Here is a 14467-nt window from a genome sequence, read left to right as displayed (position 1 = left end):
GGGAAGCGGGCGGAGGGCGCCCCCGCTGGTCGATCGGGGCGCCCGAGGCGGGGGCGGCTCAGCTGTTGTCGAGCGGGAGCCCGGGCGGGTTCACCAGGGCCTCGTCCACGGCCTCGTCCTGCAGGCCGTAGGCCGACAGCCAGTCCTGGTACTGACCGTTCCCGATGAGGTAGCCGAGGGCCTGGGCGATCGGCTCGGCGAGTCCGGAGTCCTTCTTCACAGTCGCCGCGATCAGCCCGTCGAGCGATTCGCCCGCTCCGGAGAACGTGCCGGCGTTGCGGGTCGGGTCGGCGCCGTCCTCCGAGATCCGGTTCTGGTAGACCGTCGTCGGGTTGGGCCCGAAGTAGGCGTCGATCCGGCCGGAGCCGAGAGCGAGAGTGACGGAGTTGGCATCGGGCAATCGCGTGATCTCCAGGGACCTGCCCTCGGACTGCAGACGGGCCTGCCACTCGAGCAGGATCTTCTCCTGGTTGGTGCCGCTGCTGACCGCGACGGTGAGTCCGTCGAGGTTCTCGTAGTCGCCGTCGAACTCCCAGTCGTTCGAGGCGAGGACCTGGAATGCGAGGGTGTCGGCGCGGTAGGAGGCGAAGTCGTACTTCTCCTTGCGCTTCTCCGTGACGGTGATGTTCGAGAAGCCGACGTCGCTGCCTCCGGTGTCGATGCCCACGAAGAGGTTGTCCCAGGTGGAGTTCTCCACCTCGGGCTGCAGCCCGAGGACGGCGGCGACGAGGCGGCCGAGATCGGGCTCCGAGCCGGTGAGGGTCTCGGTGTCGGTCCCGGTGAACGCGAGCGGAGGGAAGCCTGCGGGGAGAGCGCCGACGCCGATCGTCAGGGTCCCGCGGTCGAGGATCTCCTGCGGCAGCGTGCCGCGGATCTCGTCGACGACCGGCACGTCGATGTCCGTCTCGGTCGCCGCTCCGTTGGAGAGGGCACCCACGGTGACGGTGGTGGTGCCGGAGGCGGCTCCCGGGGAGGCCGGGTCGGAGGCGGCGGCACCGGAGCAGGCCGCGAGGCCCGTCGTCAGCGCGGCGGCAGCGAGAAGCGCCCCGACTCTGGTCCAACGAGTGATGTGCGGTCTGGTCATGATTCGATTCCTGTGTCTGTCGTGCGGATGGAGAGGAGGAGGAGTGCGGGGGCTCAGCCGAGGACTCGGCCGAGGAAGTCGCGGGTCCGCGGATTCTGCGGGCGGTCGAGGACCTCGCTCGGGCTGCCCTGCTCGACGACGAGGCCGTCGTCGACGAACACCACCCGGTCGGCGACCTCGCGGGCGAAGCCGATCTCGTGGGTCACGACGATGAGGGTGCGGCCGCTCTCGGCCAGCGACCGGATGACCTGCAGCACCTCCCCGACGAGCTCGGGATCGAGAGCCGAGGTCGGCTCGTCGAAGAGGATCACCTCGGGGTCGAGCGCGAGCGCACGCGCGATGGCCACGCGCTGCTGCTGGCCGCCGGAGAGCTGCCTCGGATAGGCCGCCGCCTTGTCGGCGAGACGGACGTGCTCGAGCAGGGCGCGTGCCCGCTCGCGGGCCTCCGCGGGCGGCTGCCCCTGCGAGATCGGCGCCTCGGTGACGTTCTCGAGGATCGTCAGGTGCGGGAAGAGGTTGAAGCTCTGGAAGACGAAGCCGATCCTCGCCCTCTGGCGCAGGATCTCCTTCTCGCGCAGCTCCTTGAGCCGACCGCCGCGCAGCCGCACCCCAATCAGCTCGCCGTTCACGGAGACGAACCCCTCGTCGAGCTTCTCGAGATGGTTGATCGCCCGCAGCAGGGTCGACTTGCCCGAGCCGCTCGGACCGAGGATAACCGTGACGGTGCCCGCCTCGACGCGCAGGTCGACTCCCCGGAGCACGGTCCGGTCGCCGTAGGACTTGGTCGCGTTGTGGATCTCGATGGCGGCGGTCATCGCGCACTCCTCAGGCCGGCGAGCGAGCGCCGCACCCGCTGGAGGGGCGTGGGCGCGAGCTCCCGGTGCGCGCCGCGGGCGTAGAAGCGCTCGATGTAGAACTGCACGACCGAGATCGCCGAGGTCAGCACCAGGTACCAGATCGTCGCGACGACGAGCAGGGGGATGATGTCCGTCGGGTACGTGCTGCCGAGGTTCTGAGCGACCCCGAACAGGTCGAGCAGCGAGACGTAGAACAGCAGCGAGCTCGCCTTCAGCAGGCCGATGATCTGGTTCACGTAGGCGGGCACGATCGAGCGGAGCGCCTGCGGGAGGACGATGCGGGTGAACTGGCGGCGCTGCGGGATCCCGAGCGCCTTCGCCGCTTCGTGCTGCCCCTGATCGACCGCGAGCACCCCGGAACGGACGACCTCGGCGCTGTAGGCGATCTCGGACAGGCTTAGGCCGATCACGCCGAGGGCGAGCGGAGGCAGCAGCGACACCGTCGGCACCGACCACTGCGGACCGAAGGGGATGCCGATGCCGACGGTCGGATACAGGTTGCCGAGATTGAACAGGAAGATGAGGACGAGGATCAGCGGCACCGAGCGGAACAGCCAGATGTAGACCCAGCTGAGCGTCGACAGCACCGGATTGCCCGAGAGCCGGGCTACGGCGACGACGATGCCTCCGACGAAGCTGATCACGGCGCTGATGGCGGTGGCGAGGAGCGTCAGCTGCAGCCCCTTCAGGATCGCCGGACTGAAGAGCCAGGTCCCGACCTTCGGCCATTCCCACGACGGGTTCGTGAAGAGGGTCTGTCCGGCGTTCAGCAGGAGCACGAGGACCAGTGCGGCGACCACCCAGCGCACCGGGTGGCGCAGCGGCAGCACCGGCCGCTCGCCGAGTCGGGCGAGGTCGATGCCTCCGGGAAGGGGGCCGGACGTGTCCCGCGGTCGAGGCGGCGCGATCGTGCCGCTCATGAGGCACGCCCCGTGACGCCACCGCGCAGGCGTGCTCCGCCGTCGGGCAGGGACGCGGTGAGCTGCGCGAAGGAGTCGTCGTGCGCGGTCCGGATCCTCGCGACGTCGAGCGGCCGATCGGTGAGCGTCCGCGCATAGCCGTGCAGGACGACCACCTCCGGAGGCTGGGTCACGTCGTAGAGCGGTGTGTAGCCCGCGGTGAGGTAGAGCCGCTGCGCCTCCGGCTGGAGCGGCCCGGTCGTGAGGTAGACGGTCGAGTAGCCGAGCCGGCGGGCCTCCGCCTCGAGCTCTGCGACCACGCGCAGGGCGAGTCCCTGCCGACGGTGCGCCGAGGATGTCCAGATGCGCTTGAGCTCGGCGGTCGTGTCGTCGAATCTCTTCAGCGCGCCTCCGGCGATCGCGGTGCCGTCGCGCAGAAGCAGGACGAAGGATCCCTCCGGCGGGGCGAACACCTCGCTCGGGTAGCGCGCGAGCTCGGCCGATGCCGGCTCGCCCCAGGCGGTGCCGTAGCGGGTGTCGTACTCGCGCTCGAGCTCGTCGAGCAGGGGCCGGGCCCGCGGGTCATCGGCCCGCACATGGACGAACTCGTCGGCCGCGACGGTGTCAGACGAGGACACGAGCGGCCTCCTCGGCGGCCTGGGCGGCCGCGGCGTCGCGTCGAGCGACCTCCTCGCGCACCAGCGGTATCACGTGGCGACCGAAGTCGAGGGTGTCGTCGACGTAGTCGTAGCCGCGCGCCGAGATGATGTCGACCCCGAGATCGACGTAGTCGAGCAGCGCGGCGGCCACCGTCTCCGGCGTCCCGACGAGGGCGTTCGAGTTGCCGCGCGCTCCCGCGGCGACTCCCGCCCTGGTCCAGAGCGCGCGATCGAAACGGTCGCCTGCGGCGGCGATCGCGAGGAGGCGCTGCGAGCCGGTGTTCTCCGGCGCGGCGAGGCCTCCGGGGGCGGTCTCGCGGGTGCGCGCCTCGATGCGGCGGAGGATCCCCTCCGCCTTCTCCCAGGCCTGCTCCTCGGTGGCCCCGAGGATGGGTCGGAAGGCGACCTGGATGCGCGGCGCGACGTCGCGGCCGGCCGCCGCCGCCGCCTCCCGGATGCTGCGGATCTGCTCGGCGGTGTCCCGCAGCGGCTCGCCCCAGAGCGCGTAGACGTCGCTCTCGGCGGCACCGACGGACAGAGCGGCGGGAGAGGAGCCTCCAAACGAGATCTGCGGCCGAGGCTGCTGCACCGGCCAGACGTCGCTGACGAACCGGGAGAAGCGGTAGTGCTCCCCGACGTGATCGAACGGCTCACGGGTCGTCCAGACCTGCTTGACGATCCTGATGTACTCGGCGGTGCGCGCGTAGCGCTCGTCCTTGCTCAGGTAGTCGCCCTCCGCGGCCTGGTCCGCGTCCGACCCGCCCGTGATCACGTGGACGCTCAGGCGGCCTCCACTCAGCTGATCGAGGGTCGCGAAGGCTTTCGCCGCGACCGTGGGGTAGGAGACGTTGGGCCGGTGCGCCAGCAGCAGCTGGATGCGCTCGAGCCGCGACGCGATGAAAGCGGCGGCGACGGCGGGGTCGGGGGCTCCGGAGTGGTAGGCGAACAGGATGCGGTCCCACCCGCTGTCCTCATGAGCCGCGGCCAGACGCACCGTGTACTCCGGGTCGAAGCTCGCGCCGCTGCGTGCTCGTGTCTCGCTGCCGTCGTTGAGCGCGGCGATGCCGAGGAATTCGATGGGCACTCGAGGCTCCTGCCTGTCGGGGCGCACCGTTCTGCACGCCGTGGGGGCCGACGCTAGGGTCCGCGGCCACCCGGCTCCAACCCCGCCGCTACACACTTCTTCACATCGTCACGAGTCGTCACAGAGCGGCGTCCTCACGGGGGAAGGGTCATCGTGGACGCATGTCAGCGCCATCGGACGGGACCCGCTCCCTCGTGATCGTCGGGGGAGGTCCCCGCGCGGTCGGGGTCGTCGAGCGCCTCGCCGCGAATGCCGCCGAGGACGCCCTCGGGCCGGCCGCGCTCGTCGTCCACGTCGTCGACCCGTACCCCGTCGGCCCCGGCCGGATCTGGCGCTACGAGCAGTCGCCGCTGCTGAAGCTCAACTCGCGCGCAGCCGACGTAACGATGTTCACCGACGCGAGCGCGACGATCGAGGGGCCGGTGCGCCCCGGACCCTCGCTGATCGAGTGGGCGGAGGCGGTGCGGGCCGGCCGGATCGCGCTCGCAGAGGGCGACGAAGCCGTGCGCCGCGAGCTCGACGGGCTCCGCGCCGACAGCTTCCCCACCCGCCGGCTGCAGAGCCTCTATCTGCGCTGGTTCCACCGGGAGACGCTCGCCGCTCTCCGCCCTGACGTCGAGGTCCGCGAGCACGCGGCGCGCGTCGTCGAGGTGCTCGGCCGCGACGACGGTGCGCAGCGGGTCGTCCTCGACTCCGGCGACGTGATCGAGGCGGACCTGGTCCTGTTCTCGCTCGGGCACAGCGGCGCTCTGCCGACGGTCGACGAGACCCGGCTGGCCGGGTTCGCCGAGCGCCACGGCCTCGCCTACCTGCCGCCGTCGTTCACGGCCGACGCCGACCTCGGATCCCTCCGCGCCGGACACGACGTGATCGTGCGCGGCCTCGGCCTCGTCGCGGTCGACCTCCTGGTGCTGCTCACCGAGGGCCGGGGCGGCCGCTTCGAACGGGACGACGCCGGCGGACTGCGCTACCACCCGTCGGGACGTGAGCCGCGCATCCTGATCGGCAGCCGCCGCGGGGTCCCCTACCACTCGAAGATCGGCTCGACGCTCCAGGGAGCCGCGCCCGAGCCCCGCTGGTTCTCGGCGTCCGTCGTCGAGGAGCTGCGCTCGCGACACCGCCCGCTCGACTTCAGCGAGGACGTCTGGCCCCTGATCGCCCAGGAGATGCTCTGGGGCTACTACCGTGAGCTCTTCACCGGGCACCCCGACCGGGTGAGCACCGACTGGACGCACTTCTCGGAGGTGTTCTCGCGGCTCGACCCGCGCGCCTCGGTCCTCGCCGGCTCCCGCGGCCCGCGACCCGAAGCGGGACGGGGGTACGCTCTCCCCGCACTCGGGGCCGACGCCGAGCGGGTCCTCGGAGATGCGCGGACCCTGACCGCGCTCGTCGCGGACACTGTGCCGGACAGCCTCGACAGGCTGCTCCTCCCCGATCTCGACCGCCCGTTCGCCGATGTGCGGTTCGCCGACGGCTCGGCGCTGCAGGAGGCGGTGCGCGCCTACATCCGGGACGACCTGGCTCTGCGCAGCCGGCAGGAGCACAGCGCCACGATGGCGCTCTTCCTCGCGCTTCTGCGCAGCCACTTCCTCGTCGCCGATCTCACCGCGTCCGCGAGGTGGACGCCCCGCTCGCGGATCGAGGATCTGCACGGATGGTGGCTCGGCTGGTTCAGCTTCCTCGCGAGCGGGCCGCCCGCGCACCGTCTCGAGGAGCTGCTCGCACTCTCGGACGCGGGCGTCGTCGACTTCCTCGGCCCGGGCATCCGTGTGGAGACCTCCGAAGAGGAGGGCCGCTTCGTCGCGAGCGGCGGGGCGACCGATCAGGTCGTCCTCGCTGACGCTCTCGTCGACGCGCGCCTCCCCCGGACGTCCGTTGCGAGGAGTGACGACGCGCTGATGCGAGCGCTCGTCGCGTCGGGGTCGGCGGTCGAGGACCTCGTCGACGTCGGCGACACTCTCCTGTCGACCGGGAGGCTGCGCGTGCACCAGGACGACACCCTGCTGCGCTCGACGGCGGGAGGCCGCGTCGGCCGCCGGTACGCGATCGGCCCGTACACCGACTCGCCGTTCGTCGGCGCCTTCTCCCGGCCGGGCACGAACGCGGTGTCGTTCCGCGAGAACGACAAGGTCGCGCGCGCGCTGCTGCGCCGCCTCCGCGCACTCGACGACGAGGAGCTCGTCCGAGCCGGCACCCTGATCCGAGGAGCACGATGACCGCCGCCCCACCCCTCAGCCTCGCCGTCGCCCTCGAGGGCGCCGGCTGGCACCCCGCGTCCTGGCGCGAGCCTGGCGCCCGTCCCGACGCGCTCTTCACCGGCGCGTACTGGGCGGACATCGTGCAGCGGGCGGAGCGCGGCGGGATCGACTTCGTGACGATCGAGGACTCCTTCGCCCTGCAATCGGCGGACCCCTTCCTGGCCGACGACCGCACCGACGAGGTCCGCGGCCGGCTCGACGCGCTGCTGATCGCCTCCTACGTCGCCCCCCTCACGAGCCGCATCGGTCTCGTGCCCACGGTCACCGTGACGCACACGGAGCCCTTCCACGTGTCGAAGGCCGTGGCGACGCTCGACCACCTGAGCCGGGGGCGGGGCGGTTGGCAGGTCAGGGTGTCGTCACGCGTCGACGAAGCCTCGCACGTCGGACGACGAATCGTGGCGATCGTGCCGCCGGAGCCGGGCACGCCCCTTCTCGAGGACCCCGCGATCCGCGCCGTCGTCGACGAGCTCTTCGAGGAGGCGGCCGACGCCGTCGAGGTCGCACGGAGACTCTGGGACAGCTGGGAGGACGACGCCGAGATCCGCGACGTCGCCACCGATCGATTCCTCGACGCCGACAAGGTGCACCGCGTCGACTTCGCAGGACGCTGGTTCTCGGTGCGCGGCCCCGCGATCACTCCCCGGCCGCCGCAGGGGCAGCCCGTCGTCGCCGCGCTCGCACACGCCGACATCCCCTACCGTTTCGCCGCGCGCTCGGCCGACGTCGTGTTCGCGACGCCTCAGAACGCAGCGGACGCCGAGAGGATCCTCCAGGAGATCGCCGAGGCGGAGCGCGGGGCGGGGCGCACGGGCGAGCGCCTGCGGGTCCTCGCCGACCTCGTCGTCGTCCTCGACACCCCGGCGGAGTCCGCCGCGGCCAGACTCTCGCGCCTCGACGCTCTCGGCCGACCGCTCACCGGCGACGCCGCCGTCGCCGCCGGGTCGGCCGCGTCCGTCGCCGACCGCATCGCCGAGCTCTCACGGCTCGGCTACGACGGCGTCCGCCTCCGACCCGCGGTTCTCGCCACCGATCTGCCGCTGATCGCCGACGACCTCGTGCCCGAGCTGCGCCGACGCGGTCTGCTCGTCGGGACGGAGGAGGGCCGCACCCTCCGCTCAGCCCTGGGCCTGCCCACGTCGATCCCGAACCGCTACGCCTCCGAGGAGCAGTCATGAAGCGGCGACCGAAGCAGATCGTCCTCGCCGCCTACGTGGGCGGGGTGAACGAGCACACCCTGTGGGAGCACCCCGACGCCGGCAGCCAGGTCGACTTCTCGACGTTCCGCCGCGTCGCAGAGACCGCGGAGCGCGGGCGGTTCGACTACTTCTTCCTCGCCGAGGGTCTGGCCCTGCGGGAGCGCGCGGGGCGCCCGTTCGACCATGACATCGCCGGACGACCGGACACTCTGCCGCTCCTCGCCGCGCTGGCCGCGGTCACGGAGCACATCGGCCTGGTCGGCACGCTCAACGCGACGTTCAACGAGCCCTTCGAGCTCGCCCGTCAGATCGCGACCCTCGACCACCTCTCAGGCGGACGAGCGGGGTGGAACGTGGTCACGTCCTTCGACGCCTTCACGGGCGCGAACTTCCGCCGCGGCGGCTTCCTCGACCGCGCCGACCGCTACGCCCGTGCCGAGGAGGCCGTCCGCGCGGTGACGACGCTCTGGGACACCTGGACCTCCGACGCCGTGCGAGCCGATGCCCCCTCCGGCGAGTTCCTCGCCGACTCGTCGACGGGGTCGTTCGCCGTCTCGAGCAGCCAGTTCGACGTCTCCGGCCGTTTCACCGTGCCGCGCAGCCCGCAGGGCCGCCCGGTGATCGTGCAGGCGGGCGTCTCTCCGCAGGGTCGCGACTTCGCGGCGTCGAGCGCCGACGTGATCTTCTCCCCCTACCACCGGGGACCTGAGGCGCACGAGTTCGCGCGCGACATCGCGGCCCGGGTCGCGGCGGCGGGTCGCCCGGCCGGCTCCGTGCGGATCCTCCCGTCAGCCGCCGTCGTCCTCGGCGGCACCGCTGCGGAGGCGGAGGAGAGAGCGCGGTGGATCCGCGATCAGCAACTCACACCGCGCACGATCCAGGTGCTCTTCGAGCAGGTCTGGAACCGGGACCTGTCGGGCTTCGACGTCGACGGGCCGGTACCCGATCTCGAGCCCGACCTCGAGGCGCCGCCGCTGATCGAGGGCCGCGCACTGATCCACGGTGATCGCGCGGGGACCGTGCGCGCCTGGCGTGCGCTCGCTCAGGAGCGCGACCTCACCCTCCGCGGTCTCGCCGAGACCGTCTTCGACCGCACGGAGTACGTGGGCACGGCTGAGCAGGTCGCCGACCGTCTCGACGAGTTCGTGCAGAGCGGAGGCGGCGACGGGGTCGTCCTCGGATCGCACCTGCACCCGGGTGGTCTGGACGAGTTCGTCGACCGCGTCGTGCCGCTGCTGCAGGAGCGCGGTTCGCTGCGCACCGAGTACGAGGGCACGACCCTGCGGGAGAACCTCGGCCTGGAGATCCCCGCCCGGCCGTGACCTCATCCCCTCCGCCCCCTCTCCGACCTCCGAAGGAAGACCATGACCGACGCCTACTACGACCGCGCAGCCGACCGCCGCTACACCGCCGCCTACAAGAAGGAGACCCCCGACGTCCTTGCGGCGTTCACCGCCTTCGACACCGCCGTCTTCGCTCCGCAGGGTCGCGAGATCCCGCTCAAGTACCGCGAGCTCATCGCCTACGCCGTGGGCATCAGCAAGCAGTGCGTCTACTGCATCGACGGCCACGGCCAGAACGCCGTGCGCGCCGGTGCGACCGAGACCGAGCTCGCCGAATCAGCCTGGGTCGCGGCCGCCATCGGAGCCGGAGCCGCCTTCGCGCACGGCCGACTCGGCTTCAAGCTGACCGAGGACCACCCGCACTGATCGTGCCCCCGCCCCAGTCCCTCCTACCGATCGGCCGATCATGACGAACGAACCCGCCTTCAGCATCACCCTCACCCCCTTCGACGAGGACTACTCGCCGGCCCGGAGCTCCCGGATCACCACCAACTTCGCGAATCTGGCCCGCGGCGAGCGCCGCCGGGAGAACCTCCGGACCGCGCTGCGGATGATCGACGACCGGTTGAACGATCTCGTGCCGGGCGACGATCCGAGCCGCGGCCGCTACACGGTCGGGCTCGACATCGTCTCCGTCGGGCTGCGGCTCACCGCGGACGGCGAGGACCGGGAGTTCCCCCTGCTGGAGGTCCTGCGCACCCGGATCCTCGACCGCCGCACCGGCCGATGTCAGCCGGGGACACTGGGGAACAACTTCTCCTCCTACCTCCGCGACCACGACTTCAGCGTGCGGCTGCCGGCGGTCAACACCTCGCAGGCCGGCTTCACCGTCCCCGACGACTTCGGCGTCCTGCACGGCGCGCTCTTCCAGCACTTCCGGGACTCCGCGCAGTACGCGGAGCTCTCGTCGACGCCGCCCGTCATCTGCATCAGCGTCTCGACGAGCAGGACGTACCGGCGCACCGGGACCCTCCATCCGATCCTCGGCGTCGAGTACCGGCAGGACGAGCTCTCGCTGACCGACCGGTACTTCTCGGAGATGGGCCTCGGGGTCCGCTTCTTCATGCCGCCCGGCAGCACGGCGCCGCTCGCGTTCTACTGCGGCGGCGACCTGCTGGAGGACTACTCGGACCTCCAGCTCATCGCCACGATCAGCACGATGGAGACGTTCCAGAGGATCTACCGGCCCGAGATCTACGGCGCGCGCTCGGCCGCCGCCGACGTCTACCGGCCGGACCTGGAGCAGCAGGACTACGTGCGGCCCGCGGTCTCCTACGACCGCGAGGAGCGCGGTCGGCTCGCGGCCGAGCAGGGGCGGTTCGCGGAGGAGCACCTCATGAAGCCGCACGGGGAGCGGCTGCGGCAGTGGGCCGCCGAGTACGCGGAAGCGGTCCGATGAGCGCGCGCGGAGCCTCGGCGGCCCTCCCGCTCCTGCCCACCTCGATCGCCGGCAGCCTGCCGAAGCCGTCGTGGCTCGCGCAGCCGGAGACCCTGTGGTCCCCGTGGCGGCTGACCGGCGACGCCCTGGCCGAGGGCAAGCAGGACGCCCTGCGCGCCGCCGTCCACGAGCAGCACCACCGGGGCCTGGACATCGTCAGCGACGGGGAGCAGACCCGGCAGCACTTCGTCACGACGTTCATCGAGCACCTCACGGGTGTCGACTTCGAGCGGCGCGAGACGGTGCGCATCCGCGACCGGTACGACGCGAGCGTGCCGACCGTCGTCGGCGCCGTGGGGCTCGAGAGGCCCGTGTTCGCCGACGACGCCCGGTTCCTTCGCGAGCAGACCGATCAGCCCATCAAGTGGGCGCTGCCCGGCCCGATGACGATGATCGACACTCTCTCCGACCGGCACTACGGGAGTCGCGAGAAGCTGGCGTGGGAGTTCGCGACCATCCTCAACGAGGAGGCGCGAGCCCTCCAGGACGCCGGAGTCGACATCGTCCAGTTCGACGAGCCCGCCTTCACCGTCTTCTTCGACGAGGTGCACGACTGGGGTGTGGCCGCGCTGGAGAGGGCGGCGGAGGGACTCCGCATCGAGACCGCGGTGCACATCTGCTACGGCTACGGGATCAAGGCGAACACCGACTGGAAGGCGACCCTCGGGTCGGAGTGGCGGCAGTACGAGGAGTCGTTGCCGCTCCTCCAGCAGTCCTCGCTCGACATCGTCTCGCTGGAGAGCCACCACTCCCACGTGCCGATGGAGCTGATCGAGCTCGTCCGCGGCAAGAAGGTCATGCTCGGAGCGATCGACGTGGCGAGCGGGACCGTCGAGACGCCCGAGGAGGTCGCCGACACCCTGCGACGCGCCCTCCGGTTCGTCGACGCGGACCTGCTCCTCCCGAGCACGAACTGCGGCATGGCGCCGCTGCCCCGCGACCTCGCCTGGGGGAAGCTCAGTGCGCTGAGCGCGGGAGCAGCGATCGTCCGCGAGGAGCTCGCGCCCTGACGGGCCTCCGGAGAGACGGGTCGCAGCCGGCCCGTCTCCCCGGAGGTCCCGCCCGCCTCACCCCTCCGCTCGCGCCTCCTGCGCCGCGATGTCCTTCATCGCCAGGTCCGCGCGGCGGAACTGGTCCGTCTCCGGAAGCGCGAGGTGCAGTCCGGCGACGGTCGTGAGCGAGACCGTCACCTCGGCCACGGTCACGTCGAGGACGTGCCCGCCCTTCTCGCGGGCGTCGTCGACGTAGTGCAGGTGGTACCCGGGGACCGACACGGCCTGCTCGAACTGCGGAGTGCGGAAGCCCGCGATCGTGCCGCGGGTGTCGGCGATGCCGGTGACGCTCTGGTGGGCGGTCGCCTCGATCAGGGGCGGGTACGGCTCCGTCTGCTCGCCGACGGTCCGGGTGCGGACCTCGGTGAACCGGCCGTCGATCCGCAGGGCGACGGGGATGTTCCCGCCGTCGACCGCGTCGTCGATCAGCCGGGTGAGTCCGGCGAGACCGGTCGGCTCCTCGACCGTGAACGTCGTGGTCGCGTGGAAGGGCAGCACGGCGGCGAAGGGCGTCCGGTCGTCGCCGTCCGCGACCTGGACGGAGCCGTCGCTGCGCAGGTGGTAGCAGACGCCGTCGACGATCACCATCTCGCCGTCCAGGTGGTTGAAGGTGCCCAGCCCGAGATCGCCGTGGGTGAGCAGCTCGCCGATCGTCAGGTCCCCGTCGTAGACCCCGGCCAGCAGGGCGGCCATGGTCGAGCTCTGGTAGATCGCGTAGTCGTCGGTCGAGTCGACCGTGTGCGTGCTCATTCGAAGGCGTCCTCGACCAGGTGGGCGGCGATGTCGACGTTGCGGCTGTAGTCCACCGCGACGTCGATGATCGAGACGCCCGGCTCGGCGAGGGAGGCGCGGAAGGCCTCCTCGAACTCGGCGAGGCCGCTCACCCGCCTGCCCGTGGCGCCGAACGCCGCGGCGAACTTCTCGATGTCGTAGTCGCCGAGCTGGACCCCGGACTTGCGGCCGTACTTCAGCAGCTGCTGGAAGCCGACCATGTCGTAGGTGTCGTCCCGCATGATCACGTGCGTGAACGAGAGGCCGAGCCGCGTCGCCGTCTCGATCTCCGTCGCGGAGAACAGGAACCCTCCGTCACCCGAGACGGAGACCACCGGGGTCCCGGGGCGCAGGAGGCTCGCCGCCATGCCCCACGGGAAGGAGACGCCGAGGGTCTGCTGCCCGTTCGAGAAGAGCAGGTGCTTGGGCTCGTACACGCGGAAGTGCCGGGCCATGAAGATGTAGTTCGAGCCGATGTCGCAGGCCACGGTGGCGTCGTCCGAGAGCAGGTCGCGCATCAGGAGCACGAGGCGGGCGGGATCGACGGTCCCGGGAGCCGCCTCGGCCGTCCGCGCCGCGTCGTCGATCCGCTCCAGCTCGCTCCGGTGCCGGGCGACCCGGTCGGCCGCGTCCTCGTCGAGCTGCAGGCCGGAGACGAGCGGCGTGAGGGCCGCGACGGTCTGCGCGAGATCGCCCTTCAGCTCCAGCGCGGGCAGGTAGTGGTTGTCCAGCGGGGCGTCGACGGAGTCGATGTGGACGATCCGGCGGTCGACGTCGCTGTTCCAGATCACCGGGTCGTACTCGACGGCGTCGTAGCCGATCGCGACGACGAGGTCGGACTCGGCGAGGGCGAGGTCGGCGGGCTGGTTCTTGAACAGGCCGACGCGGCCGAGGTAGTGGTCCTCGAGCTCGCGGGAGACGAGGCCGGCCGCCTGGAACGTCTCGATCACCGGCAGCTCCGTCTCGCTGATCAGGACCCGCAGTGCCGCCACGGTCGCCGGCTCCGACGCGCGGAGTCCCACGAGGAGGACGGGCCGCTCCGCGGTGTTGATCAGGTCGGCGGCGTGGGTGAGGTCCTCGGCGCGCGCCGGACCGCTCGTCGGCCCCGTGGCCGCCCGGGTGATGACCTGCGAGGTCGGCGCGGCCATCACGCTGGCCGAGAGGACGACCGCCGCGGCGCCTCGGGGCTCGGTGACGGCGGCGCGGAAGGCGTTGCTGACCGCCTCCGAGACGTCGTCCGGATCCGTCGACTCGACCGTGTACTTCGTCACGGTGGAGAGGAAGGCGGCCGCATCCATCGACTGGTGCGTGCGCTTGAGGCGGTCGGAGAGCTGCACGGCCCCGGCGAGCGCGACGACCGGGTCCTGCTCCGTGTTGGCCGTGAGCAGGCCGGTGGCGAGGTTGGTCGTGCCGGGGCCGGAGGTCACCAGGACGACGCCCGGGCTGCCCGTGAGCCGCCCCACCGCGGCGGCCATGAAGGCGGCGTTCTGCTCGTGCCGGCAGACGATCAGCTCCGGCCCCTCGTCGGCGAGGACGTCGAAGACCGCATCGATCTTCGCTCCCGGGATCCCGAAGACGTACTTCACGCCGTTGGCGGTCAGGGTCTCGATCACCCGCCGTGCACTGCGCGTCTCGACGTTCGGCTGCTCCATGGTCCGCTCCGCTCTCTCCTCGGTTGTACCGACGAGCGTAGGAACGGGGGCACCCGGAGCGACCCGGTCAGATGACTCGTTCCCACCGGTGCATCTCCGGCGGCGTACCGATCGCAGTGACGGAGCGCTCGGCCGGGACACGCTCGGCTCCCCCGCCGACGGTCTGCTCCG

The 14467-nt window shown here is 71.6% G+C and carries 13 protein-coding genes; 6 read left to right on the top strand and 7 right to left on the bottom strand.

Annotated features, from left to right (window positions below; all coding sequences use genetic code 11):
- Positions 1 to 58: 58 nt before the first annotated feature.
- The 5 genes from C5C35_RS00160 to C5C35_RS00140 are packed head-to-tail and all read right to left on the bottom strand — an operon-like array spanning position 59 to position 4583.
- Complete coding sequence (locus C5C35_RS00160) at positions 59 to 1084, bottom strand: transporter substrate-binding domain-containing protein (protein WP_104223286.1); 1026 nt, start codon at positions 1082 to 1084, stop codon at positions 59 to 61.
- Between the two features lie 53 nt (positions 1085 to 1137).
- Positions 1138 to 1899 carry an amino acid ABC transporter ATP-binding protein gene (locus tag C5C35_RS00155; protein WP_104223287.1) on the bottom strand — a complete coding sequence of 254 codons (762 nt, stop codon included), beginning with the start codon at positions 1897 to 1899 and terminating at the stop codon, positions 1138 to 1140.
- Entirely contained in the window at positions 1896 to 2861 is a 966-nt protein-coding gene (locus C5C35_RS00150; RefSeq protein WP_104233982.1) for an amino acid ABC transporter permease, read from the bottom strand. Before C5C35_RS00150 ends, C5C35_RS00155 begins: the two co-directional genes overlap by 4 nt.
- A complete protein-coding gene (locus tag C5C35_RS00145) occupies positions 2858 to 3478 on the bottom strand; it encodes a GNAT family N-acetyltransferase (protein ID WP_219812286.1) in 621 nt (206 codons plus the stop codon). Before C5C35_RS00145 ends, C5C35_RS00150 begins: the two co-directional genes overlap by 4 nt.
- Entirely contained in the window at positions 3465 to 4583 is a 1119-nt protein-coding gene (locus C5C35_RS00140) for an LLM class flavin-dependent oxidoreductase (protein WP_104223289.1), read from the bottom strand. The genes C5C35_RS00145 and C5C35_RS00140 overlap by 14 nt, the downstream gene beginning before the upstream one ends.
- 161 nt (positions 4584 to 4744) lie before the next feature.
- Between C5C35_RS00140 and C5C35_RS00135 the strand changes: the two genes are divergently transcribed.
- The 6 genes from C5C35_RS00135 to C5C35_RS00110 are packed head-to-tail and all read left to right on the top strand — an operon-like array spanning position 4745 to position 11831.
- The gene (locus C5C35_RS00135; protein WP_104262247.1) at positions 4745 to 6799 is read left to right on the top strand and encodes an FAD/NAD(P)-binding domain-containing protein; all 2055 of its coding nucleotides are present in this window, start codon (positions 4745 to 4747) and stop codon (positions 6797 to 6799) included.
- The gene (locus tag C5C35_RS00130; RefSeq protein ID WP_104262246.1) at positions 6796 to 8019 is read left to right on the top strand and encodes an LLM class flavin-dependent oxidoreductase; all 1224 of its coding nucleotides are present in this window, start codon (positions 6796 to 6798) and stop codon (positions 8017 to 8019) included. The genes C5C35_RS00135 and C5C35_RS00130 overlap by 4 nt, the downstream gene beginning before the upstream one ends.
- The gene (locus C5C35_RS00125; protein ID WP_104262245.1) at positions 8016 to 9362 is read left to right on the top strand and encodes an NtaA/DmoA family FMN-dependent monooxygenase; all 1347 of its coding nucleotides are present in this window, start codon (positions 8016 to 8018) and stop codon (positions 9360 to 9362) included. Before C5C35_RS00130 ends, C5C35_RS00125 begins: the two co-directional genes overlap by 4 nt.
- Before the next feature lie 42 nt (positions 9363 to 9404).
- On the top strand, positions 9405 to 9749 hold the full coding sequence (locus tag C5C35_RS00120; protein WP_104223293.1) for a carboxymuconolactone decarboxylase family protein: 345 nt from the start codon (positions 9405 to 9407) through the stop codon (positions 9747 to 9749).
- 40 nt (positions 9750 to 9789) lie between these two features.
- Complete coding sequence (locus C5C35_RS00115; protein ID WP_104262244.1) at positions 9790 to 10782, top strand: putative oxygenase MesX; 993 nt, start codon at positions 9790 to 9792, stop codon at positions 10780 to 10782.
- Positions 10779 to 11831, top strand: a complete 1053-nt coding sequence (locus tag C5C35_RS00110; RefSeq protein ID WP_104262243.1) for a methionine synthase — start codon at positions 10779 to 10781, stop codon at positions 11829 to 11831. The genes C5C35_RS00115 and C5C35_RS00110 overlap by 4 nt, the downstream gene beginning before the upstream one ends.
- 57 nt (positions 11832 to 11888) lie before the next feature.
- Here the strand turns inward: C5C35_RS00110 and budA are convergent, their stop codons facing one another.
- Both budA and alsS read right to left on the bottom strand, forming a co-directional pair.
- Positions 11889 to 12623 carry an acetolactate decarboxylase gene (gene budA, locus C5C35_RS00105; protein WP_104260760.1) on the bottom strand — a complete coding sequence of 245 codons (735 nt, stop codon included), beginning with the start codon at positions 12621 to 12623 and terminating at the stop codon, positions 11889 to 11891.
- Positions 12620 to 14296, bottom strand: a complete 1677-nt coding sequence (alsS, locus tag C5C35_RS00100) for an acetolactate synthase AlsS (RefSeq protein ID WP_104260759.1) — start codon at positions 14294 to 14296, stop codon at positions 12620 to 12622. Before alsS ends, budA begins: the two co-directional genes overlap by 4 nt.
- Between the last annotated feature and the right edge of the window lie 171 nt (positions 14297 to 14467).

It is taken from the genome of Rathayibacter sp. AY1F8 (genome assembly GCF_002932165.1).
Lineage (GTDB): Bacteria > Actinomycetota > Actinomycetes > Actinomycetales > Microbacteriaceae > Rathayibacter.
The sequence above is the reverse complement of the archived record's forward strand: the minus strand, read 5'-3'. Positions and strand labels throughout refer to the sequence as shown.

Bases quoted from the DNA above. Each gene is read 5' to 3' on its own strand.
- C5C35_RS00125 (WP_104262245.1), top strand. From the start codon at position 8,016: ATGAAGCGGCGACCGAAGCAGATCGTCCTCGCCGCCTACGTGGGCGGG.
- C5C35_RS00155 (WP_104223287.1), bottom strand. From the start codon at position 1,899: ATGACCGCCGCCATCGAGATCCACAACGCGACCAAGTCCTACGGCGAC.
- C5C35_RS00135 (WP_104262247.1), top strand. From the start codon at position 4,745: ATGTCAGCGCCATCGGACGGGACCCGCTCCCTCGTGATCGTCGGGGGA.
- alsS (WP_104260759.1), bottom strand. From the start codon at position 14,296: ATGGAGCAGCCGAACGTCGAGACGCGCAGTGCACGGCGGGTGATCGAG.
- C5C35_RS00115 (WP_104262244.1), top strand. From the start codon at position 9,790: ATGACGAACGAACCCGCCTTCAGCATCACCCTCACCCCCTTCGACGAG.
- C5C35_RS00120 (WP_104223293.1), top strand. From the start codon at position 9,405: ATGACCGACGCCTACTACGACCGCGCAGCCGACCGCCGCTACACCGCC.
- C5C35_RS00130 (WP_104262246.1), top strand. From the start codon at position 6,796: ATGACCGCCGCCCCACCCCTCAGCCTCGCCGTCGCCCTCGAGGGCGCC.
- C5C35_RS00160 (WP_104223286.1), bottom strand. From the start codon at position 1,084: ATGACCAGACCGCACATCACTCGTTGGACCAGAGTCGGGGCGCTTCTC.
- budA (WP_104260760.1), bottom strand. From the start codon at position 12,623: ATGAGCACGCACACGGTCGACTCGACCGACGACTACGCGATCTACCAG.
- C5C35_RS00150 (WP_104233982.1), bottom strand. From the start codon at position 2,861: ATGAGCGGCACGATCGCGCCGCCTCGACCGCGGGACACGTCCGGCCCC.
- C5C35_RS00110 (WP_104262243.1), top strand. From the start codon at position 10,779: ATGAGCGCGCGCGGAGCCTCGGCGGCCCTCCCGCTCCTGCCCACCTCG.